Origin of the sequence: Parabacteroides sp. AF27-14 (genome assembly GCF_003635425.1) — a bacterium.
GTDB lineage: Bacteria > Bacteroidota > Bacteroidia > Bacteroidales > Tannerellaceae > Parabacteroides > Parabacteroides distasonis.
The window spans coordinates 152,794-171,747 of sequence record NZ_QTLZ01000003.1; the positions used below are offsets into that span (position 1 = coordinate 152,794).

Annotated in this window: 20 protein-coding genes; 11 read left to right on the forward strand and 9 right to left on the reverse strand. The window is 43.5% G+C overall.

Translation table 11 applies throughout. From position 1 onward, the window contains the following. Window positions 1–35 precede the first annotated feature (35 nt). From DWY79_RS04560 to DWY79_RS04580, 5 genes are read left to right on the forward strand one after another with little or no spacing between them, the layout of a single operon-like run. Window positions 36–1,295 (forward strand): sialidase family protein, encoded by a 1,260-nt coding sequence (locus DWY79_RS04560; protein WP_008780660.1) that lies wholly within the window; start codon window positions 36–38, stop codon window positions 1,293–1,295. 11 nt (window positions 1,296–1,306) lie between these two features. Then, window positions 1,307–2,128 (forward strand): manno-octulosonate cytidylyltransferase, encoded by an 822-nt coding sequence (locus tag DWY79_RS04565; RefSeq protein ID WP_034527660.1) that lies wholly within the window; start codon window positions 1,307–1,309, stop codon window positions 2,126–2,128. Then, window positions 2,106–2,774 carry an AAA family ATPase gene (locus DWY79_RS04570; protein ID WP_034527662.1) on the forward strand — a complete coding sequence of 223 codons (669 nt, stop codon included), beginning with the start codon at window positions 2,106–2,108 and terminating at the stop codon, window positions 2,772–2,774. The genes DWY79_RS04565 and DWY79_RS04570 overlap by 23 nt, the downstream gene beginning before the upstream one ends. Further along, on the forward strand, window positions 2,750–3,445 hold the full coding sequence (locus DWY79_RS04575; RefSeq protein WP_048927922.1) for a histidine phosphatase family protein: 696 nt from the start codon (window positions 2,750–2,752) through the stop codon (window positions 3,443–3,445). Before DWY79_RS04570 ends, DWY79_RS04575 begins: the two co-directional genes overlap by 25 nt. Before the next feature lie 6 nt (window positions 3,446–3,451). Then, window positions 3,452–3,934 (forward strand): hypothetical protein, encoded by a 483-nt coding sequence (locus DWY79_RS04580; RefSeq protein WP_005861117.1) that lies wholly within the window; start codon window positions 3,452–3,454, stop codon window positions 3,932–3,934. A gap of 75 nt (window positions 3,935–4,009) precedes the next feature. On the opposite strand, the gene DWY79_RS04585 is transcribed toward DWY79_RS04580, so the two are convergent. Continuing rightward, window positions 4,010–4,534: a GNAT family N-acetyltransferase gene (locus tag DWY79_RS04585; protein WP_048927923.1), complete on the reverse strand. Its 525-nt coding sequence runs from the start codon at window positions 4,532–4,534 to the stop codon at window positions 4,010–4,012. Window positions 4,535–4,605: 71 nt separating this feature from the next. On the opposite strand from DWY79_RS04585, the gene DWY79_RS04590 reads away from it, so the two are divergent. From DWY79_RS04590 to DWY79_RS04600, 3 genes are all read left to right on the forward strand, one after another. Beyond that, complete coding sequence (locus tag DWY79_RS04590) at window positions 4,606–7,296, forward strand: LamG-like jellyroll fold domain-containing protein (protein WP_008778476.1); 2,691 nt, start codon at window positions 4,606–4,608, stop codon at window positions 7,294–7,296. Window positions 7,297–7,742: 446 nt separating this feature from the next. Further along, complete coding sequence (locus DWY79_RS04595) at window positions 7,743–9,212, forward strand: Gfo/Idh/MocA family protein (RefSeq protein ID WP_010185273.1); 1,470 nt, start codon at window positions 7,743–7,745, stop codon at window positions 9,210–9,212. 46 nt (window positions 9,213–9,258) lie between these two features. Beyond that, window positions 9,259–10,353, forward strand: coding sequence for a sugar phosphate isomerase/epimerase (locus DWY79_RS04600; protein WP_009276440.1), 1,095 nt, complete (start codon window positions 9,259–9,261; stop codon window positions 10,351–10,353). 80 nt (window positions 10,354–10,433) lie between these two features. On the opposite strand, the gene DWY79_RS04605 is transcribed toward DWY79_RS04600, so the two are convergent. The 3 genes from DWY79_RS04605 to DWY79_RS04615 all read right to left on the reverse strand — a co-directional run bounded on the left by DWY79_RS04605 (window position 10,434) and on the right by DWY79_RS04615 (window position 12,619). Continuing rightward, a complete protein-coding gene (locus DWY79_RS04605) occupies window positions 10,434–10,709 on the reverse strand; it encodes an HU family DNA-binding protein (protein WP_005866712.1) in 276 nt (91 codons plus the stop codon). After that, window positions 10,706–11,626 (reverse strand): helix-turn-helix domain-containing protein, encoded by a 921-nt coding sequence (locus tag DWY79_RS04610; protein ID WP_122368934.1) that lies wholly within the window; start codon window positions 11,624–11,626, stop codon window positions 10,706–10,708. The genes DWY79_RS04605 and DWY79_RS04610 overlap by 4 nt, the downstream gene beginning before the upstream one ends. A 345-nt stretch (window positions 11,627–11,971) precedes the next feature. Continuing rightward, a complete protein-coding gene (locus DWY79_RS04615; RefSeq protein WP_008773910.1) occupies window positions 11,972–12,619 on the reverse strand; it encodes an HAD family hydrolase in 648 nt (215 codons plus the stop codon). A 178-nt stretch (window positions 12,620–12,797) separates the two neighbouring features. Between DWY79_RS04615 and DWY79_RS04620 the strand changes: the two genes are divergently transcribed. Continuing rightward, the gene (locus DWY79_RS04620; RefSeq protein ID WP_005861135.1) at window positions 12,798–13,040 is read left to right on the forward strand and encodes a hypothetical protein; all 243 of its coding nucleotides are present in this window, start codon (window positions 12,798–12,800) and stop codon (window positions 13,038–13,040) included. Between the two features lie 82 nt (window positions 13,041–13,122). Here the strand turns inward: DWY79_RS04620 and rpsA are convergent, their stop codons facing one another. Next, window positions 13,123–14,913: a 30S ribosomal protein S1 gene (gene rpsA / locus DWY79_RS04625; protein WP_005861137.1), complete on the reverse strand. Its 1,791-nt coding sequence runs from the start codon at window positions 14,911–14,913 to the stop codon at window positions 13,123–13,125. A 217-nt stretch (window positions 14,914–15,130) separates the two neighbouring features. Here rpsA and DWY79_RS04630 point away from each other — a divergent pair, with 217 nt between their 5' ends. Next, on the forward strand, window positions 15,131–16,174 hold the full coding sequence (locus DWY79_RS04630) for an ATP-binding protein (protein WP_121962104.1): 1,044 nt from the start codon (window positions 15,131–15,133) through the stop codon (window positions 16,172–16,174). On the opposite strand, the gene DWY79_RS04635 is transcribed toward DWY79_RS04630, so the two are convergent. Then, window positions 16,119–16,475, reverse strand: a complete 357-nt coding sequence (locus DWY79_RS04635; protein WP_005866723.1) for a hypothetical protein — start codon at window positions 16,473–16,475, stop codon at window positions 16,119–16,121. The two genes, DWY79_RS04630 and DWY79_RS04635, sit on opposite strands and share 56 nt — an antisense overlap. Beyond that, window positions 16,468–17,025 carry an RNA polymerase sigma factor gene (locus tag DWY79_RS04640; protein ID WP_036615402.1) on the reverse strand — a complete coding sequence of 186 codons (558 nt, stop codon included), beginning with the start codon at window positions 17,023–17,025 and terminating at the stop codon, window positions 16,468–16,470. Before DWY79_RS04640 ends, DWY79_RS04635 begins: the two co-directional genes overlap by 8 nt. Before the next feature lie 149 nt (window positions 17,026–17,174). Between DWY79_RS04640 and DWY79_RS04645 the strand changes: the two genes are divergently transcribed. After that, on the forward strand, window positions 17,175–17,582 hold the full coding sequence (locus DWY79_RS04645) for a DUF6249 domain-containing protein (RefSeq protein ID WP_008780672.1): 408 nt from the start codon (window positions 17,175–17,177) through the stop codon (window positions 17,580–17,582). A gap of 55 nt (window positions 17,583–17,637) precedes the next feature. On the opposite strand, the gene DWY79_RS04650 is transcribed toward DWY79_RS04645, so the two are convergent. Next, window positions 17,638–18,279, reverse strand: coding sequence for a carbohydrate-binding family 9-like protein (locus DWY79_RS04650; protein WP_005861151.1), 642 nt, complete (start codon window positions 18,277–18,279; stop codon window positions 17,638–17,640). Window position 18,280: 1 nt separating this feature from the next. Next, on the reverse strand, window positions 18,281–18,940 hold the full coding sequence (locus DWY79_RS04655; RefSeq protein WP_005861153.1) for a LysE family translocator: 660 nt from the start codon (window positions 18,938–18,940) through the stop codon (window positions 18,281–18,283). Window positions 18,941–18,954 lie beyond the last annotated feature (14 nt).

Below are 18,954 nucleotides of genomic sequence, written 5' to 3' on the forward strand. Positions count from 1 at the left end.
TCGTGACCTTTTTTTGTACTCTTAAATCTCGTGCTATGCTTATATCTACTCAAGAAACATTGATCTATAAATCAATTAGTCCGGAAGACATTTATTGTTATACTCCCGGAATCACCGTGACTTCGACGGGACGCTTGGTCGTGACTTTCGACTTGGGCGGCAAGGGGGTAAAAGAAATCTATGCTTCTTCGCAGCTGTACACGGAAAGGACAAGACGGTTAGGTATCGGTAAGATTTTTGTATCGGACGACCAAGGCGCTAGTTGGTGTTTTATCTCGGATTTTAATTTTTGGCATGCCCGCCCTTTTTGTATAGGGGAAAAGATATATATCATAGGAAACGCAGGCGATTTATGTATTATATGCTCGGAAGATGATGGGAATACGTGGAGCGTTCCCTCGTTTCTCTCCCAAGGTGAGAAATGGCATTCTTCTGCCTGTAATGTTCTTTTCGCTAACGAGCGGGTTTACTTGGCGATGGAACAGCGTTTTTATAACTCGGAGATAGAAGGCTGGAATGTGGCGGGTTTGAGCCCTACCTTGCTATCTTGCTCTATTCACGATGATTTACTGGATGCGTCTTCTTGGCGACGTTCCGATCCTTTTGTTTTCAGGGATAAGGTACATTTCCCGGAAGGGGTTGGCATTCCTTTTTACGAGTCATTGACCAATAAGCCGCTGGAATTGGCTCCCGGTCGTTTTAATGCGCCCACTGGATGGCTGGAGGCTCAAGTGGTTCAAATAAAGGATAAACATCATATTTGGTATGATCCGGAGGGGAAAACGTTCCATATGTTTCTTCGTGCGCATACCGGAGGGATTGGATACGCTTGTTTATTAAAAGTGAGGGAAGATAAGAACGGCCAGATGGTAACCGGCTTTCAAGAGACTCCTTCCGGACAGACCTTGCTTTTCTTGCCCTTTCCCGGTGGCCATTTGAAATTCTTTATAGTGTATGATGAAATATCCCGGTTGTATTGGATGGCATCCAATCAATCTTTCGATTCTATGCGGACGATAAGCTCATTACCTGAGACTTCCCGGTATGGACTCCCGAATAATGAGAGGCATCGTTTACAATTATTATTCTCGAAGAATTGTGTGGACTGGTGTATGGCTGGGATGATCGCTTGCCAAGGGAATGAATTATATTCAAGAAATTATCCTTCGTTATGTATCGTAGGTGAGGATATGCACGTGGTTTGCCGTGCGGCGGATGATCATACAAAGGACCCTCAATACTCTGATTGTATTACATATTATAAAATTAAACGGTTTAGAATGTTAATCTATTAAATGAAGTGATTATGGAAAAAGTACTGATTGTAATACCGGCTCGGTATGATTCAAGCCGGTTGCCGGGTAAGCCTTTGGTTAAGATTAAAGGTATAGAGATGATAAAACGGGTTTCGGATATAGCGGATTTTGTATGTCGCAAAAATGAGTCTTGTTCTTATTTGGTAGCTACGGATGATGAGCGCATCGTCTCGTTTTGCGAATCCCGGGAGATTCCGGTGATGATGACTTCCACGAATTGTAAAAGTGGTACGGAACGTTGCTATGAGGCGGTAAGGAAACAGGACACCAATCCCGGACTGATAATAAATCTGCAAGGCGATAATCCCACGTGTCCTCCTTGGATCTTGCAAGATCTGATCGATACATGGAGAAAGGAGAAGGCGGATGTCCTTACCGCCTCGGTCTTGTTGGGATGGAGCGAATACGATCAATTACTGGCGATGAAAAAGGAAACCCCTTATTCCGGCACGACGGTATTGGTGGATCGGCTGGGATATGCCTTAGCTTTTTCGAAACAAACCATACCCGCTATCCGTAAGGAGGATCAGGCTAGGGATCTTTTGCCTAAAAGCCCTGTCAGGCGGCATGTGGGTTTATATGCGTATAGCGGTCGAGCCCTCGAGTCTTATTTCTCATTACCTCCGTCTGTGTATGAACGCTCTTATATAGAAGGATTGGAACAGATGCGCTTCTTAGAGAATGGCATCAAAATGAGGGTCGTAGACGTCGATTATCGGGGACGTGAGACAACAAGCGGGGTTGATTCCCCGGAAGATGTCAAACGGGTTGAGGAAATACTTGAGAAGTATGGAGAGTTCGATCTTTCGTGACTTAGATGGAATCGTAGATTCTATTTTATCTCCCTACCATACTTTGGAGGAGGTTCTACCTTCTGGCTGTGATGCTGGTCCGGTATGGATGGATTTTGACTGTTGGGTAGACAGCCAAAAGGTGGATATGCGGACATCGGAATCACCCTTACTCTTGAATATATGTGGTATACCCGCATCCGGTAAATCGTATTGGGCGGAGGAATGGCTATCTGAGAATGGGCCTTGTTTGCATATTGCTTTCGACGCTATCATGGAGGCATTATCCGGGTATCAAGCAGATTACTCGCTAGATAGGGAGAATGCGTTCTTACGTTGGGAACTTCCTGCTCGTTTTTTAGGTTACCGTCTTCTTTTGTTGGGATTGAGGAATGGGTGGCCTATTTTATTTGAACATAGTAATGCGTTGAGAGAACATGTGGATTTGTATAAGAAGATAAAGAGTCTTGGATATCGGATTCATATGGTGTGCATCGATGCGACACCAGAAATGGTTATCAAAAGATTGGCTCGGAGGAATCGTTTTTTCCCGGAGGAGCAAGTGAAAAAACGTTGGGATTGCTTGATAGATTTGTTACCTGAATATCAAAAAATAGTAGATGACTTTAAATTAATACAACCATGGAAAAATGTAGAAAACTTGTGATCGTACGGCATGGTAATACGTTTCGTGCGGGAGAGACTCCGACTCGGGTTGGAGCTAGAACTGATTTGCCTCTGGTAGAGGAGGAACGAGCTAGATCTGCGGGACGTTATTTACGTGAGAAGGGGATTGTGATCGACAAGGTGATTTCGGCCCCCTTAAAACGCACATTGGAGACCGCTAATTATATCTTGGAGGAAATGAATGTGGATTTGCCTATCATTCAAGACTTACGTCTTAAAGAGATTGATTATGGGCCGGATGAGAATATGGTAGAAGATCATGTAATAAAACGTTTGGGATCTCTCTATTTAGAAAAGGAGGGAATGGGCCGGAAAGACCTAACGGAAGATCGGATCGTGGAGAGGGGACTTTCCGTGATCGCCCAATGGAATGAGAAGGCCGTGGTACCGTTAGGATGGAACGTAGATGTAGAGAAACTGATAAGCGGTTGGCAGGATTTGGCGGCTAGTATCCCTGATGGTGAGACTTGGTTACTAGTCTCTTCCAATGGAGTGATGCGTTTCTCCCCCTATATTCTGGGGAATTATGAGGATTTCTGTGCGACACATGATATTAAGGTCCCGACAGGCGGGGTTTGTATATTTGATTGCGAGGGTGATCATTGGAGGTGTACGGATTGGGGAATAAAGGCTTATAAACTCTTTAAATGATAAATCATGGAAGATATATGGAATATAACAGCTTTGGTGGTTAGTGTATTAAGTGTGCTTTTGTCTCTTTATGCTTTAAGACAGGCTACCACTAAAAATACCTCGGATATGTATCTGTTCTTTATCTCGCAATACGCGAAGGAGGATATGAAATTGGCTTTACGTAAATTGAAAGATATAAAGCGGGGGGTATATCGGTTGGAACAATGGGAGAGTGATATGAAAAATAATTTGCCGAAAGCCTTTGAGTATGACGAGGCGAGACGTTTGGTGAAATATTTTTATGATACTTTAGCCTATATGAAGTTAGAGAAACTGATAGAGGCACGTTTCGTAAGATTGATTTGCTTGAAGAAAGGAGCATGGCTTTATCTGGATACAGTCGAAGCCATGGAAAAGTTTTTTGACAGTGGCTATGATAAAAAGCCATATGCGGTTATTCGGGATGTATGCGAAAATTTACGAAAAGAAGGGTGTTGTCCTCCTTAGTTCCTGTTTCCGGCTTCTGGTGATATTAAATAAAGTCCTGATCGAAGAAACGATCGGGGCTTTGATATTTATATCTTAATTTGCCATGACGATATTCCGCAAGTCGGAACAGAATTGGATATACTCATCTTCAGTAATTGGCCTCTCTGTTGTCAGGATGATTAACGCATGTCCTTGATAGGCGTTTCTATAAGGAGGATGGAGGTGGTCGTAACTGTTTTCAAAGAAACCACATTTCTTGTAGAACTTTAACCGGTTAGCTGATACCTCGTCCATGATAGGATCGATCTCTAATAAAATGATCTTATTCAGGCGTTTATTAAAATCCTCCAGTAATAAGCTGCCATAGCCTTGTCCTCTGAAGTTCTCATGAATGGCGAAATGTTCGATATATACATAGGTGCTAAAATCCCAGTATGAGATAAAGCCAATAAAGAGGTTATCTTTCAGATAAACCTCTAGATGATAGTTGGGAGATTGGAAGGCCTGTTCTTGTTGTTCTTCTGTTCGCTGCTCAAATAGAGGGAAACTTGCCGTATATATTTGCTCAAAGGTAGGATAGAGAGGATCTTGCTTTCGCGTTATTTCTAGTATGTCCATATGACTTCGCTTTATTTTGATGCGAAGATAATAATCTAAAAACATTGTCATGTCATATTAAAGCTTTATTTTTGGATGATCTTATAATTAAGATATTGTATACGATGATAGCGTGGTTTCGTTATATATGTTTAATTGTTAGCCTTATAATCACCCTGCCGGAATTACTTTCGGCACAACGTCTGGTTTCTCAACGTCAAGAGGATGTAGAGGCCGGTCTTTTATATAACGAGAGCGTCTACATCCTATCTAATTATTCTTGTCTATCCTCCAATTCCCCGGAAAAACTTTCTTTGGACGAGTTATTGCGGAAGCAGATCGAAGGCTTTTATTTCTATTTGAAGCGGGATACGGAGACAAATGTATTGTTACTAAGGAAACCTGATGGTACGTTTACTCCTTTTAGTGAATCATTGGAAGCCATTAAGACGGCCTTGGATGCGGACTCCACTAAGGTTATGACGCTTTTCCTCGATTTCTATGTAGAGATGGAGCTGGAATCCTCTTTTAAGGAAATAGGCTTGATGGAGTATGTACTTGAGTATGATACGAAAAACGGATGGCCATCCCTGAAGGATATGTTGAGTTCCGGAAAGCGACTGGTCGTTTTCGAGGTTCAGAAACATTTGAACAGTCCTTCATGGTTGCATAATATGAGGGATTTTGTGGAGCATACGGACGCTGATTGGGGAAATCAACCGGAAGGGGTTGAGAGTTTTGATGAGCGGCTGAAAAAGAATTTGTCTTTATTTACCGGATATAAGTTCTTGGAGACTTCCCGGGGAAATAGTAATGATATCTCGGCTTTAGCCCGGCAGACACCCTATTTAATAGAATCGTTTAAAAGAGCGTGGATCCGGGATGGAAGGGTTCCCAATTTTGTGTTAGTAGATAAGTATTACGCATGGTTGGATGTCTCGTTGGTTACTTTCCGGAATTTCGATATCATTTACGGCGCGGTTACGAATAACAATGAGTTGCTTAACTACGTGAATTGGGATGGGATGTCTAATTATACGACGGGTAAATATTGCTTTCCGCTAGAGCCCGGAGCCGAGTTGATGCTTTCCCCGATCTCTCCGGGCTATAGGATAGAGCCGGCTACGGTTTATATCTCCGGTACCCAAAGGAAGGCTTTCGCTAGCGATTTTAAGGCTAGACCTTTGCGGATTGACGAGGATATAGAGATTTATTTACCGTTTGAGGGCGATGAGAAAGATGGTTCGTCCAATCATAATCTCACGGTATCTAGGAATGTCGAGTTTATTCAGGACCCTATACGGGGACAGGTCGCTTCCTTGGAGAATCAGGCCCGTGTGGATTTACCGACCGCTTCGGAACTTCATATGCGGGATCATGATTTCACTGTCGGCGTTTGGTTGAAAATACCTAAGTACCTGCCGGAGAAGGAGGATTATTGTATTCTGGGAGCTAAGAACAGTACTTATCAACAAGCGTTGCATCTACTGATACGGAACCGGAAACCGTATATGGGATTCTTTAACAACGATCTGGTTGGTAACACGGAGATCGAGCCGGGTAAATGGTATAATGTCGTATGGCGGTATAATAAGCGGAATGGGGAGCAGGCTATATTCGTAAATGGAAAACTGGACGCGATCTCTTTTGATCGTCCGGCTTATCTGGGTAGTGATAGCTTATATGTCGGTTTCGTGAATTTCAGCCAGTCCTCGAACTTCGTGGGTGTGCTGGATAATCTTTGTATTTGGTCTCGTGTGTTGAGCGATAAGGAGATATTGGGATTGAGCAACCAGTTATTAGATTTACATATATCGAATGCGATTACTTGGTTGGATGTCCTTGGAATTGGGTTGATTTTGATGGCTCTGGTCTCGATAGCTTATCTAGGCTATCGGAAGGTGAAAGAAAAGCCAAGGCAGGATGAGGCTGATGCGGGAACGGTTGCGGAGGAGGGAATCGAGGAAGGAATCGAGGAGCCGGATCGTTCTTCGCGAGAGATGTCGGAGGAGATTGAGGAGGTTCCGGTTCTGCGCAATTATATCCGATTGTTTGGAGAGTTCTATGTGTTGGACCGGGATGGAAATGATATAACCTCTCTATTTACCCCAAAATTAAAACAGCTGTTTATCTTGATTATGCTTCACTCTTCCCGTGGAGGTTTCGGGATATCGAGCAAGGACTTGACACGGATGATTTGGGGGAATGACAACCCCTCGAAAAGTACGAAGAGCCTTCGAAGCGTATCTATATTGAAACTCCGGAAGATATTGGAACGTATCGATACGGTCGAGGTTCTATTTAACGCGAATCGATATATTCTCCAGCTTTCGGAAGATGTCTATTGCGATTATTTGGCTTGTTTGGATTGGCTGAAAGATAAACGGGTACGGACTCAGCCGGACTTTGAATATTTCTATGATATTATCAGCAAAGGAGAAGTGTTCAAAGGGGAATCGTTTGATTGGATGGATGATTTTAAAAGTTATATCTGTAATAGTACGGTGGATGTCTTGTCTCGCTTTATCGACACTTACTCGATCGAGGATGAGGCGGATCGGGTGATCCAGATAGCAGACCAGATCCTTCTGAACGATCCTTGCAACGAGGAGGCTTTGCTCTATAAGATCAAAGCCTTGATTTACCAGAACAACTTCAAATTGGCCCGTTATGTGTACGACCGCTTTTGCGCTTTATACCAAGAGATGTATGGCGAGGCTTTCCCCTCTTCTTTTGAGCAGGTCGTACCGTCTTCGCTGATGAGTCAGCAATCTCCCCAGTAATATTATAGTGTGCCTGCTCATTGGCAGGACTGTGCCATCGCTATTGTCACACCTGTGCCATCGTTGTGGCAAGACCGTGCCACCGTTATGGCATGCCTGTGCCATCCGTGTGGCACTCCTCTGGCATTACAGTGACAAATGTATGCACCCCACTGATAGCGATCCTTTCGAATAGGGAGGCAGGTGCTATGCCTCTGACTTATCGAAGATTTTTATAAATATTTCTTGATTTATTTATGTCGCTGTTATTGCGTGAATTATGCTTTGTGCGGATATGAAATTTGCCTTAAATTAGCCCTAGGTTAATGCCTTGTTTAGCGTTCGTTAACTCATGGTTTACTGCTCCTCCCTATATTCGCTCTCGTTGTTTCGCACGAGGAAGCGAAGTTGTGTTTTACTATATATATTTTTTTTTCGACTTTAAATTTAATACTATGAGTAACACTATGTCTGACAAGAATTCGGTGAACTTCACACGTAGGGAGTTCTTAGGTACAGTAGCTGCAGCGGCGGCGTTTACAATCGTACCTCGTTCCGTTTTGGGTGGACCGGGCTATACGGCACCTAGCGATATGGTCAATTTGGCCGGTATCGGTGTGGGTAGCCAAGGTGGTGGCGATATACAGAATATCGCTACTCCGGATGTACCTATTAAAAGGAGATCTTTTGGTGGAGGCGGTATGCTGATGCAACCTTATGCGGGCATCCAGCCACCCAGACGGGAACGAAGAGCGTCGGATAATCCTGTGCAAATGGGAGATGCGGAGAAACAATCGTTTAAGCATGCGAATATTTATGCGCTATGTGATGTAGACCACGATTACTCCGGACATATCTTAGCGGGATACCCGAAAGCGAAGAAGTATACCGATTTCCGGGAAATGATCGACAAGGAGAAAGAGATCGATGCGGTATTGATCGGTACTCCGGACCACACCCATGCGGTTATTGCCGCTTATGCGATGAAAGCAGGTAAGCATGTATTTGTAGAAAAGCCGATGGCTAAGACGATTTATGAGACCCGCTTTTTGAGGGATCTGGCAAAGCAAACCGGTGTTGTTACCCAGATGGGTAACCAAGGGCATAATATTGAAGGGACTATGCAGACGGTCGAATGGATTCAAGGTGGTGTGATCGGTGACGTAAGGGAAGTTCATTTGTGGACAAACCGTCCGATGTGGCGCCAAGGTTATTTTGATCGTCCGGCGGGAGTGGATATACCGTCTAATCTTAACTATGACGTATGGTTGGGTCCGGCCCCTGATAAACCTTATAATCCGGAGATGCTTCATTTCGCTTGGCGTGGATTATGGGATTACGGTACAGGCGCTATGGGGGATATGGGAGCTCATACCTTCGACGCTCCGATTTGGGCGCTTAATTTGGGTATGCCCACGAAAATACAAGCTACTTCCACCCCTTACAATAAGGACTATCTGCCACAATCGGAATGCGTGACGTATGAGTTCCCGGCTCGTGGGAATATGCCTCCGGTAAAGGTAACTTGGAGTGATGGGGGTATAAAACCGGCTCGTCCGGCGGAGTTGGAACCGAACCGCCAGTTAAGGGAAGCGCTTTATATAGGCGATAAAGGTCTGATCATGCATGGTACCCATGGAGCGGAGCCGCAACTGATACCGGAAAGACCGGGGTTCGTAGCTCCGGCGAAGACATTAAAGCGACCGAGTAATATTTATGTGGATTTTATCGAGGCGATAAAGGAAGGTCGCAAAGCCGCTAATGATTTTGAGGTATCCGCTAAATTGACGGAGATTATGTTGCTGACGAATGTCGCTGTCGCCGCGCAACGGTTGGATCTTACGTTGGAATATGACGCAGAGAATATGAGAATCACGAATTGTCCGGAAGCGAACGATTATTTCCACTATGAGTATCGTAAAGGCTGGAGCCTGTAAGGGACTTTCTTCTAAGGGTTAAGATTAATTTATAAATTGAATGGTTATGAATAAAGATGTGAACAATGGTCAGTCCAGACGTGAGTTTCTAGGAAGATCGGTCGCTGCTTTGGCGGCCGCGTCTTTCCTTCCGAGTGCTTTCTCTTGTACGGGGAAGAGTGTGGCGGCTCCCGCTCCGGTTGATACGGCGGCGGAGGCAGGCAAGGTTAACTCGAAGTTCGGTGGCGTGCAAATCGGCACGATCACTTATAGTTGGCGTTCCATGCCGGGTGGATTGGAGAATATCATCAAGTATTGCCAAGAGGCGAATATCAGTTCCATTGAGTTGATGGGAGGTGATCTGGAAGCTTATTTAGGAGCTCCGGAGAATCCGATGATGAAATTCTTCCGTCAGCAAGCTCCTCAACCCGCGGCGAAACCGGGTGAGAAACCTGCGGCTCCTCGTCGGATGGGTCCCCCGAAGTTTACTCCGGAGCAGCAGGCTGAGATCGATAAATATAAGGAAGAGGTGAAAGCGTGGCGTCTCGGGCTGGATCTATCGAAGGTGGAAGGTGCCCGTAAGTTATTGAACGAAGCAGGAATATCGGCGCATATCGTGAAGATGGAACCTTCCCGTATGGGTTCGGACGAGGAAATCGATTATGCGTTCAAGGTAGCCAAGGCCATGGGCGCTAAAGCCGTGACGGACGAGATTAATTTGGAGACGGCGAAAAGAGTCGCTCCATTTGCCGAGAAGCATGGGATGTATATGGCTTTCCATAATCATATGCAATATGCCGAAGAAGGCTTTAGTTGCGATCCGATCTTAGCGGTCTCTCCTTCTATTATGTTGAATTTTGACGCGGGCCACTTCTTTGGCTCTACAGGTATCCATCCGAATGAGATGATCAAGAAATATCATGATCGGATCTATAGTATCCACTTGAAAGACAAGACGGGGCCTACGACAGGGGACCAGCCGAATACGAATCAAGTATGGGGACAAGGGGAGATGCCGTTGGAAGACGTGCTCTTGTTGATCAAACAAGAGAAATGGCCTATCTATTGCGATATAGAACTGGAATATGATATCAAGCCTTGGTCTGACTCCGTGAAAGAGGTAGGCACTTGCGTGAAATATGCTCGACAAATATTGATGTAGATTATAGAAAGTTGTCTTTGGTATGTCATTAATAGGTATAACGAAAGGGCCGGTTCCTGATGGAGCCGACCCTTTATTTTTCATTTATTGATCTCTTTTACCAAATTGGGCGCGCACTTAAAATGGACAATGGTTCTGGGGATCAACATTAAAGTCTCTCCGCTTTTCGGGTTTCTAGCCAACCTGCTTGTCTGCAAGCGGGGAGTATAAACACCGAAACCCTGTATACATACCTTTTCTCCGGCTCTCGTTTTCTCTAAGATGATGTTATTCAGTTCTTCCAATATGTACCGGATTTCTTCTTTGTCATTACCGACTCTTTTCGATAATTCCTCGATTAGCTGACTTTTATTCATATCGTATTATTTTTTGAGAAGTTTGTTCTTTGCTCTGTTGTTAAATATTTTTTCCTGTATTGCAAAGGCGATAAGCCCGTGTGCCTCCGAAAGAAGCGTCCCAACGAGGATTGGTTCGAGAACTGCGTCTTCTCAACAATCTCTTGGATATTCAAGGTAGAGTTGGTGAGTAATCCTTTTAATTCTAGGATCATATATTCCGTAATCCAATCTTTGGCGGATTTGCCGCTTACCTCCTTAACAACCATGGTCAAGTATTTAGGGGTGATGCATAGAGAGTTCGCGTAGAACGTCACGCTTCTGTTCACTTTGTAATTACTCATGACCAATTGAAAGAATTTGTGGGTCAGTTCTTTCTTGTGTACATCTATCGTTACCGTGCTGTCTAAAGAATTGATTTTATAATGATTATATATATCAAGGAATAATATGCGAAGTAAGAGTATGACCGACTCTCTTCGATACTGGTTTTCCGGATCGACGGCTTTTCTTATAAGTAATTCAAAGAAGTCTACAAAGGAAAGAGTTTCCACGTCTTCCATCTCAAAATAGTAATGTTGCCTCATATAGAAAAAGAAATGTGGCGAGAAACGACTGATACCGCTTAATATATCAGTATAAAAGGATTCCGTGATCGTGAAATATCTGATTTGGAAATCTACGCTAACGTCCGTTAATGCGACCAATTGCCCCGGCAAGATGATGATGAGCTCTTTGGGGGTTATAATGTGCTTGTTGGAATAGATATCAATTTTAGCGTTTCCTTTTACACAATAGATGACAATCCCTAATCTTATATAAGAAGGGTAAGTGGTAATAGGGAGTTCTTTGGAAAGTGTAAAGATCTTGAAGTCCTTCTCCAAAGAATAATCAATACCACTATTCGGCTCAACTATTTTTTTAATATTTCCCGACATTCTTTTTGTCTATGTTTCTTATGTAAAATTATAACTTCGTCTTTTACTATATTTATCTAGTGGTTGTTTGGTATAATATTACAGAAATATAGGTCTCGTTTTGGCGTTTTTTAAAGTTTGGTTTAAATGATACCTTGAAAAATAACCGCTATTGGATGTTTTTGTTTGTAGGTCTAATACTTTTTTGCAAATACGGTTGAGGTGATGTTAGGGATAACTTGTATTCTAAGGGCTGTGAGAGCTGGATGGAATATGTGTTAGGAAATATTAGTAATTCAGGTTAAGGACAAGCGTGCGAGACAAGAACGGGAAGGATTGCCTCGCACGACAGGCTTAGGTCGTCTTTTAGATAAACTTGAGTATATCTTCTGCCTTTTCCGCTATATGATCGGGTGCGTATTTCTCTAATTCCGTACGAGGGCGAAAGCCCCATGTTACCCCACAGGAGGTCACTTCGCTGTTGATGGCGGTTTGCATGTCTACGTCCGAGTCACCGACATAAAGAGCGTACTCTTTGGATATGCTCGCTCGTTCTACGATCTCATTGACGATACTGGGATCTGGCTTCGCCTTTACTCCTTCACGCTGTCCGAGAACCTCCGTAAATTGTATGGAAGGGAAGAAATGGGCGATGAGCTTACGGGTAGCGGCTTGATATTTATTAGAAGCGACCGCCAGTTTTATCCCTCTTTCCTGCAACAAGGCTAATAACTCAGGGATACCGGGGTAGGGAACGCTGCGATCTGTGTTATGCAGATCGTAATGCTTCAAGAACTCTTCCCTTACCTTTAGTATATTCTCTTCCGTCTTTTCACCTTCGGGTAACGCACGTTCGAATAATTTGTTGATGCCGTTTCCTACGAAGAAGTTATACTCCTTTACGTCATGTGTCGGAAAGCCGTTTTGCCGCAACGCATGGTTCGTGCTATGGGCTAAATCCGCGATCGTATTTAATAATGTTCCGTCAAGATCGAATATTACTAACTTTTTCATTTTAGTTTTCTGGCAAAATTAATGGAATGTAGAGATATACTTCCCCTTTCGACTGATAAAATAGATGAACCGATTTAAAAATAGATAAAAGTATTAGGTCATATATAAGATATTTGTATCTTTAGGACAGGAATAGAAATCCTTTGTAATATATTGTATAACCTAAAATTGGAACATCATGGGAAAGAATCAATTAATTCACGGGAATGAATTTCATTTGCTGAAACAAGCTGAGATTCATAAAGCTACAGGTAAATTAGTCGAGTCACTAAACTTGGCAGCCGGTTCTACGGGAGGTTTTGATATTTATAAAGTTGTAGAGGCTTATTTTACGGATTTAGAGAAAAGAAAGGAGATCAATGATTTGTTGGGTATTTCCGAGCCATGTGAGACACGTGTCACGGAAGAATGCTTTTCTTAAATAAGCCGCAGTAGGAATAACATAGAAAAAGGAGATACCTGAATCAGATATCTCCTTTTATTATATCTCAAAGAAGGATCAATTACTTACCAGAAAGTTTTTCTTTCAAAGCAGCCAATTCCTCGATGTCACCTAATGTAGTCTTTTCAACCGGACCGGTTACCATTCCAGATTCCTCTTCTTTTTTACCACCACGTTTTGAGGATGCCTTCTTTTCAGAAGTTGCCTTAGCGCCTTTTTGCTCATCTTCAAAGATGCGGCTGTGAGAAAGGATGATACGTTTAGCTTCCTTGTTGAACTCGATTACCTTGAATGAAAGTTTCTCATCTACTTGAGCTTGAGAACCATCTTCTTTTACAAGATGCTTCGGAGTAGCGAAACCTTCTACGCCGTAAGGCAAAGAGATAACGGCACCCTTATCCAATACTTCGATGATTGTACCTTCGTGGATAGAACCAACCGTGAAGATTGTCTCGAATACATCCCAAGGATTCTCTTCCAATTGCTTGTGGCCTAAGCTTAAGCGACGGTTTTCCTTATCGATTTCCAATACTTGAACCTCGATCTCTGCTCCGATCTGAGTGAATTCAGACGGATGTTTGATCTTCTTCGTCCAAGACAAGTCAGAGATGTGGATCAAGCCGTCAACACCTTCCTCGATTTCTACGAATACACCGAAGTTTGTGAAGTTACGAACCTTAGCCGCATGACGAGAACCTACCGGGAAGCGCTCCTCGATGTTTTCCCAAGGATCAGCCTTCAATTGCTTGATACCAAGAGACATCTTACGCTCGTCACGATCCAAAGTCAAGATTACGGCCTCGATCTCGTCACCAACCTTCATGAAGTCTTGAGCGGAACGCAAGTGCTGTGTCCAAGACATCTCTGAAACGTGGATCAAACCTTCTACGCCCGGAGCGATCTCGATGAATGCGCCATAGTCAGCCATAACGACAACTTTACCCTTAACCTTGTCACCAACCTTCAAGTTCGTATCCAAAGCATCCCATGGGTGCGGAGTCAATTGCTTCAAGCCAAGAGCGATACGTTTCTTCTCGTCGTCGAAGTCCAAGATAACAACATTGATCTTCTGGTCAAGCTGAACGATTTCTTCCGGATGAGAAACACGTCCCCAAGAAAGGTCTGTGATGTGGATCAAACCGTCTACGCCACCCAAGTCGATGAATACACCGTAAGAAGTGATGTTTTTGACAGTTCCTTCCAATACCTGTCCTTTCTCCAATTTGGAGATGATATCTTTCTTCTGTTGTTCCAACTCAGCCTCGATAAGAGCCTTGTGAGATACAACAACATTCTTGAATTCTTGATTGATCTTAACAATCTTGAATTCCATAGTCTTACCTACAAATACATCGTAGTCGCGGATCGGCTTCACATCGATCTGAGAACCCGGCAAGAACGCTTCGATGCCGAATACGTCGACAATCATACCGCCCTTCGTACGACATTTGATGTAACCTTTGATAATTTCGTCTTTTTCAAGAGCCTCGTTAACACGATCCCAAGAACGTGTAGCGCGTGCTTTCTTGTGTGAAAGGATCAATTGTCCTTTTTTGTCTTCTTGGCTCTCGATGTAAACCTCTACCTCGTCACCAATCTTTAAATCCGGGTTATAACGGAACTCGGACATAGGAACAACACCGTCAGATTTGAAACCGATGTTTACAACAACCTCACGTTTGTTCATAGAAGTAACGGTACCCATAACCACTTCTTTGTCTTTTACCGTGTTCAGGGTCTCGTCATACGTTTTTACAAGATCGTCCTTGCTTACTTCGGTGTAAGTCTCGCCTTGCTCGAAAGCGTCCCAGTTGAAATCTTCAACCGGCTGGATGTTTTTTAAATTTTCCATTCTTTAATTGTTAATACTAAGTTTGTTTTAATTAGTAAGTTAGACTTTATGTTGTCATCTCTCAAAAATCGGGGCAAAGGTAATGCTTTTTTTCTGATTGACAAGAGTTTTGAGGGGTAAAAACATTCATTTGGGCCGTGTTGGCTGTAATTACGGAAAGCTGTTGATTTTTATTGATATTTATTTTGTAAGTTTGCGAATTGTAAGCGATAAATCAATGAGTAGAGGATTTTTAAGAAAGTCCAGCGTCAATACTTTTATAGGAATAGTGTGGATTTTGTTTGCGGTGGGCACAAGTGCGCAGAATGCCGTGAGTAAATTTCGTGCGGATAGCATACGCCAATCTTTATCACGTATCCAAAAACCTCAGGATAAGATACCCCTTCTTAAAGAATTAATCGGCTTGTACTGGCAATTGCCGGAGGAGGTACCGGCGTTGAAAGAGATAATCGATATCGCGATGCCTTTGGATTCCATCGGGATCGTGTACGATGCGATGGCTGGCTTGAGTCGTTATTATTATAATGTGGAAAATAGAGATAGCCTATTATATTGGGTGGGGCAATTGGATTCGTTGGCCTCAAAAAGGCATGAGAGTCCCAGAGGGTTGTTTTTATCCGGTAGCTTGGTTTGTCAGGATTATCTATGGTCCGGCAATTATGAGTTGGCTATGGATAGGGCCATGCGATATATGGATCTGGCCCGGGATAGTAAGAACGATTATGGTTTACTGCGGGCCTATCGTGATTTAGGAATGGTTTACCAACGTATCCGTAGGGATAGCGATGCCGTAGTCTCTTTTCAGGAAGGTTTGGATTTATTGAAGGATATAAAAGATGTTCCCGATATCATGGATACTAAAATCCGGTTAACTTCTTATCAATTGGAAAGTAGTGTCCGAACGAAACAATATACGTTGACGGAACGAATCTTGGAACAATATAAAGCCCTGCTGGATGAGCAATATGAGATTAACCTATCGTTCCAACTTGCGCCGGATCGGGAAAAGGTATACATAGCCGTTACGGATACGGGTGCCGGTATTCCCCTTGAAAAACAAGCTGCGGTATTCAATCGCTTTGAGAAGCTGGATGATTACAAACCCGGTGCGGGTTTAGGACTTTCTATCTGTCTTTTGATCGCCGAGCGGCTGAATGGTTCCTTGTCCATAGATTCCTCGTATACGGACGGAGCTCGCTTCGTGCTTATCCTTTCTTGTGAAATAGATTCCTCAATTTATAATCCGCCAATAGAAGTATGAGCGTGATGGCCCCTATGTATAAATAGAAAGCCAAGGCCGATGTGCTTATTGTGGGGACGGCTATCTTGGGTATCTCCATATATACGAAAGATACGATCGCAAGGGAAATCATGATAAGCGAGGCCACGATCGCCGCTAACAGGCTGAACCGTTCGTCACGTTTCTTCGCCTTTGCGGACTCAAGCATGATTTGTCGCATTACGTTCGAACGGAACGAGGCGGGAAGCTCCTCCTCCGGTATGCGTTTGAATAAATCCCCCAATAAATCGGGTTGTTCCTTATTTGTGTTTATCTTACTCATGATCCATTCCTTTTAATAATACAAACAATTTTTTTCGGATGCGATGTAGCTTGACTTTAATATTCGAGGCGGTCAAGCCGGTGATAGAGACCAGTTCTTCTATTGTCTTTTCTTTCCAATAAAAGAGCAAGATCAAGGCCCGTTCGTCCGGTAGAAGTTGTTCAAGGGCGACTTCCAATCTTTGAACCTGTTCCGTGGATTCGGTTTGTCCGAACAGGTTCGTGACCTCCTCCTCCGATACGTTTTCAAGTGTAGTCTCCTCAATCGCTAGAAACTCATATCTCTTCTTCCTGACCGATGATATCGCCGTGTTATAGGCAATCCGGTAAATCCATGTGGAGAAACTACAATCCCCTTTGAATGAGGCTAGGTTTTTGAATACCTTCATAAACGTATCTTGCGCCAACTCCTCAGCCTCCTCTTGGCTTCGTACCACTTTGAGGATCAACGAGTGAATCGGACGGCTATACTTGTCCAAAAGGCAAGCGAAACATGCCACGTCCCCTGCTTGTATCCTTTGTATGTAATATGTATCGGTATACAATTCCATTGTACTTAATGGACGCAAGCCGGGTAAATAGGTTACAACTTGCGGTAACAAAAATAAAAAATATTTTTCAGCCCGGAGGTGTAACCTATGGGAAACTGTTGCGTCAAATTAGCAAACAATATGAATGAATCAATTAAAATTATACAGTTATGATGGATTTTATTTCTGTTCCGCTAGTTGTCGGAATCGTTTGTGCAGGTATTTACGGATTATTTGAGTTGTTTGTTCGCAAGAGGGAACGTTTGGCGATTATCGAGAAGATCGGTGATAAACTGGATGCCTCTGCTTTCGATGGTAAATTGGGACTGCCTAACTACATGCGAAACTTCTCGTTCAGTAGCTTAAAGGCCGGGTGCCTTTTGGCGGGAATCGGATTAGGTTTGTTGGTAGGCTTTATTATTAATATGTGTATGGCGACAAATTCTTATTATGATGATGGTTGGTACAGGCATGAGGTAGCGGGTACGGCTTATGGGGCTTCGGTTCTTTTGTTCGGGGGAATCGGCTTGATAATAGCCTTCGTCATTGAGCTGAAACTAGGTAAGAATAATAAATAGCCATAGGCTTGCCTGTATAGACGTAGCGTGCTGCATGCAGCACGCTACGTCTATACTACAGGTAGATCTCCCCGAAGAATTCAGGACAATGGAAATTAGGCTCGGGAAGGTCGATCGGACTCCAACTTACGAAATGCGGATTCATTGTCTCATCGGCGCATTTATAGAAGTTCCCTAGTATTTTCTCCGGCAGATTACTAGGATCTAACCCCATCAACTTGAGTGGTATGACTACGATCAAGTTCCATGTATGAATACCTTTAATCTCCTCGAATGCCCTTCTTCTCACGGATGGGAGTCTTATGATGCTTTTATACTCTTCTTGCGAAAGCGACGTCTTGATATCCCGTGAGGTACGGCGGGCGGCATCGCAAGTCCCGATACAATTAAACTCGAAATTCATATAATGCGAGTCACCTTCCTTTTTCATGAAGAACTCCACGCAACTATCCTTATGGACCGAGGAATTGTCCATCTCATAAGACGCCTTTAGCGAATTACCCTGCACGCTATATCGTATATATAGATTTTTCTCTGTCCGGGCTATATTAAAAGCGGTGATCGGCTTATATGGATACTCATGCCAATTGGCATGGGTGAGGAACTCACGTTGGGATTGCACCTCAAGAATCGGTTCTATGGATGTTATATCGAGTACATCCAGAACGGGGATAACAGGAACTTTCAGTCTTTTCATTTTAACTATAGATTTGAAGTAAAGGCCATTGTAAGTAGGAGGTCAATAAAACCGATAGGGCACCGATAATAGACAATACGATAATGACAGAGCCCACGATCCGGTTCAGTAACCAAATACCTCTAACGTTGAACCATTTTCTCAGTTTTCCAATAATATATGTTATGCCGAACCACCAAAGAACGGCCCCTAACCCTATGCAAACAATGCCCAATACCAGCAGCCAAAACGAATGTTCCGGTAACACGAAACCGAACCGGGCGAATAATCCGATATAGAGCAAGACGATTAACACGTTGCTAAAGGTAAGTAGAAAAGCTGTAATAAAGTCTTGGGTGAACGATAATTTTTTTTCTCGGTGTTTCTTTAGGTTCCTAGTCGGGTTGCTTTGGAAGATATAATACCCGAAAATGCCGAGAACGATACTTCCGATCAATTGCAGGGGCGCTTGGTTCGCCTCCACGAAGTTGACCACAACTCCCATGCCCAGACAAGTCAGTGCCGCATAAATCACGTCGGATAGAGCGGCCCCTAATCCGGTGACGAACCCGTGCCAACGTCCTTTATTTAGTGTTCTTTGTATACAGAGCATACCGATGGGGCCCATGGGGGCCGAAACCAATACACCTATAATGATTCCTTTACTAACGATTCCTAGCATTAAGTTGAGTCTCT

What these genes read in the sequence shown, in the direction of transcription:
- DWY79_RS04560 (WP_008780660.1), top strand. Translation starts at nt 36, where the DNA reads ATGCTTATATCTACTCAAGAAACATTGATCTATAAATCAATTAGTCCG.
- DWY79_RS04565 (WP_034527660.1), top strand. Translation starts at nt 1,307, where the DNA reads ATGGAAAAAGTACTGATTGTAATACCGGCTCGGTATGATTCAAGCCGG.
- DWY79_RS04570 (WP_034527662.1), top strand. Translation starts at nt 2,106, where the DNA reads ATGGAGAGTTCGATCTTTCGTGACTTAGATGGAATCGTAGATTCTATT.
- DWY79_RS04575 (WP_048927922.1), top strand. Translation starts at nt 2,750, where the DNA reads ATGGAAAAATGTAGAAAACTTGTGATCGTACGGCATGGTAATACGTTT.
- DWY79_RS04580 (WP_005861117.1), top strand. Translation starts at nt 3,452, where the DNA reads ATGGAAGATATATGGAATATAACAGCTTTGGTGGTTAGTGTATTAAGT.
- DWY79_RS04585 (WP_048927923.1), bottom strand. Translation starts at nt 4,534, where the DNA reads ATGGACATACTAGAAATAACGCGAAAGCAAGATCCTCTCTATCCTACC.
- DWY79_RS04595 (WP_010185273.1), top strand. Translation starts at nt 7,743, where the DNA reads ATGTCTGACAAGAATTCGGTGAACTTCACACGTAGGGAGTTCTTAGGT.
- DWY79_RS04600 (WP_009276440.1), top strand. Translation starts at nt 9,259, where the DNA reads ATGAATAAAGATGTGAACAATGGTCAGTCCAGACGTGAGTTTCTAGGA.
- DWY79_RS04605 (WP_005866712.1), bottom strand. Translation starts at nt 10,709, where the DNA reads ATGAATAAAAGTCAGCTAATCGAGGAATTATCGAAAAGAGTCGGTAAT.
- DWY79_RS04610 (WP_122368934.1), bottom strand. Translation starts at nt 11,626, where the DNA reads ATGTCGGGAAATATTAAAAAAATAGTTGAGCCGAATAGTGGTATTGAT.
- DWY79_RS04615 (WP_008773910.1), bottom strand. Translation starts at nt 12,619, where the DNA reads ATGAAAAAGTTAGTAATATTCGATCTTGACGGAACATTATTAAATACG.
- DWY79_RS04620 (WP_005861135.1), top strand. Translation starts at nt 12,798, where the DNA reads ATGGGAAAGAATCAATTAATTCACGGGAATGAATTTCATTTGCTGAAA.
- rpsA (WP_005861137.1), bottom strand. Translation starts at nt 14,913, where the DNA reads ATGGAAAATTTAAAAAACATCCAGCCGGTTGAAGATTTCAACTGGGAC.
- DWY79_RS04630 (WP_121962104.1), top strand. Translation starts at nt 15,131, where the DNA reads ATGAGTAGAGGATTTTTAAGAAAGTCCAGCGTCAATACTTTTATAGGA.
- DWY79_RS04635 (WP_005866723.1), bottom strand. Translation starts at nt 16,475, where the DNA reads ATGAGTAAGATAAACACAAATAAGGAACAACCCGATTTATTGGGGGAT.
- DWY79_RS04640 (WP_036615402.1), bottom strand. Translation starts at nt 17,025, where the DNA reads ATGGAATTGTATACCGATACATATTACATACAAAGGATACAAGCAGGG.
- DWY79_RS04645 (WP_008780672.1), top strand. Translation starts at nt 17,175, where the DNA reads ATGATGGATTTTATTTCTGTTCCGCTAGTTGTCGGAATCGTTTGTGCA.
- DWY79_RS04650 (WP_005861151.1), bottom strand. Translation starts at nt 18,279, where the DNA reads ATGAAAAGACTGAAAGTTCCTGTTATCCCCGTTCTGGATGTACTCGAT.
- DWY79_RS04655 (WP_005861153.1), bottom strand. Translation starts at nt 18,940, where the DNA reads ATGCTAGGAATCGTTAGTAAAGGAATCATTATAGGTGTATTGGTTTCG.